A 2,377-nucleotide genomic window follows, 5' to 3' on the forward strand; every position below is an offset into this window, starting at 1 on the left:
GAAGCTGCGCGGCTTCCGCATCGAGCTGGGGGAAATCGAAACCTGGCTGGCGCGGCACGCGGCGGTGCGCGAGGCAGTGGTGGTGGCGCGCGAGGACAGTCCGGGCGACCAGCGCCTGGTCGCTTACCTGACCACGCACGAGGGCAGCGCGGACGCCGGACAACTGCTACCGCATTTGAAGGATTACCTTGCCGGCGCTCTGCCCGAGCACATGGTGCCGTCGGCCTGGGTGGTGCTCGATCAGCTGCCACTGACGGCCAACGGCAAGATTAACCGGAAGGCCTTGCCGGCGCCGGACGGGGGCCTGCTGCGCGCCGAATATGTCGCGGCGCAGACCGATACTGAAGAGCGGCTGGTGGCGCTCTGGCGTGAATTGTTGAATGTCGAGCGGGTCGGCATCCATGACAATTTCTTCGACCTGGGCGGGCACTCGCTGCTCATCATCAGACTGCACGTGCTAATCATGCAATATTTTCAGAAAAGCCTTTCTGTGGTCGATTTGTTCAGATATCCTACCATCGAAAAATTGGCAGGGGCCTTGGATAGTTCGCCCTCGGCAGCGGCGGCCGATGCGGAAAGTCTGGAGCGGGGCCAGCATCGCCGCCAGGCCATGCAGAGGCGCTCTGCCGCCCGCTCCAAATAACAATGATTCTTGAGAAACCTATGACTTCAACTCGCTCGCTTGAATCGATGAAAGAAGAACTCCTTGCCTTGCTGCTGCAGGAGGAAGACGATGCACCTCCGCCGGAATCGATTGCGCTGGCCGATCGCAGGGGATTGCTGTCGCTGTCGTATTCACAGCAGCGGGTCTGGTTTATCGACCGTTTTACGGGCGGCGGGGCGGCCTACAATATTCCGCGGGCATTCGAAGTCCAGGGGCGGCTGGACCGCGCCGCGCTCGAACGCACGCTGAACGAGATCGTGCGCCGCCACGAGGTGCTGCGCACGATTTTCGATATGGCCGATGGCGCGCCGGTGCAGGTGATCGCGCCTGAGCTGCGGCTGGCGATGCCGGTCACCGATATTAGTGGGCTGCCGCCGGACGAACGTCAGGCTAGGGCGAAATGGCTGGCGCAGGAGGAGGCGCAGGCACCGTTCGACCTGCAAACCGGCCCCTTGCTGCGTGCCCGGCTGATTGTACTGGGCGAAGACGCCTACGTTTTCCTGCTGACGTTTCATCATATCGTCTTCGATGCCTGGTCGATGGGGGTGCTGGTGGGAGAGGTGGCGGCTTTATACAGCGCGTTCGTTGAGGGGACCGTACCGTTGCTGCCCGAACTGGCGCTGCAGTATGCCGATTTTGCGCATTGGCAGCGCCAGCGGCTGGCTGGCGAGGTGTTGCAACAGCAGCTCGACTACTGGAAAACCCAGTTGCAGGGTGCACCGGCCTTGCTGTCACTGCCGACGGATCGTCCGCGTCCGGCGGTGCAGACCCACGAAGGCGGCATGGTGCCCGTGGTGATCCCGGCGCACGTCGCCAAAGGCTTGCACCGTATTAGCCAGCAGGCGCAAGCCACTTTGTTCATGGCGCTGGCGGCTGCGTTCAATGTGCTGCTCAGCCGTTATGCCGGCCAGGATGACATCTGCATCGGCACGCCGATCGCGAATCGCCAAAGGGCGGAGCTGGAACCGCTGGTCGGCTTCTTTGCCAACACGCTGGCGCTGCGCACGCGGGTGGATGCCGCGCAGTGTTTTGATGAATTGCTCGCGCAGGTCAAGGCGGCCACGCTGGGCGCCTATACGCACCAGGACCTGCCGTTCGAGCAGGTAGTGGAGCATCTGGCGCCGGAACGCAATACCAGCCACAGCCCGCTGGTACAGGTGATGTTCGTGCTTCAGAACGCGCCGATGGGCAAGCTTGAGCTGCCCGGGCTGGCGCTCAGGCCGATGGACATCGAGCACAATGTGTCGCCGCTCGATCTGACGCTGACGCTGGTCGAGGCGGAGGATGGATTGAGGGGGCACGTCGAATACAACACCGACCTGTTCGACCGCGCCACGGCGGAACGGATGGCCGCGCATTTCGGCCGCTTGCTGGCGGCGCTGGTGGCCAATCCGCGGGCGCCGCTGCGTGAGCTGGACATGCTGGCAGGAGGCGAGCGGCAGCAGTTGTTGGTGGAATGGAACAGTACCGCGCACGCGCAGGAGCATGAGCACGCGCACGCGCAGACCTTGCATGGCCTGTTCGAGCAACAGGCACTGCACTGTCCTGAAACGGAAGCTATCAAGTTTGCAGGCCAGTCGCTGACTTACCGCGAGCTCAATGCGCGCGCCAACCGCCTGGCGCACTACCTGCGCGGGCAGGGTGTGGGCGCCGACAGCCTGGTGGGTATCTGCGTCGAGCGCAGCGTCGAGATGGTGGTGGGCTTGCTGGGCA

2 protein-coding genes are annotated in these 2,377 nt (G+C 63.5%); both read left to right on the plus strand.

Annotated elements, in window-relative coordinates:
• On the plus strand, positions 1 to 643 hold a 643-nt coding region (locus tag O3298_RS29085), incomplete at its 5' end, for a phosphopantetheine-binding protein (RefSeq protein ID WP_305061200.1).
• A gap of 20 nt (positions 644 to 663) precedes the next feature.
• A partial coding sequence (locus tag O3298_RS29090) for a condensation domain-containing protein (RefSeq protein WP_305061201.1) occupies positions 664 to 2,377 on the plus strand: 1,714 nt, incomplete at its 3' end.

Origin of the sequence: Janthinobacterium sp. SUN137, assembly GCF_030587265.1 — a bacterium.
In the GTDB taxonomy this organism is placed as follows: domain Bacteria; phylum Pseudomonadota; class Gammaproteobacteria; order Burkholderiales; family Burkholderiaceae_D; genus Janthinobacterium; species Janthinobacterium kumbetense.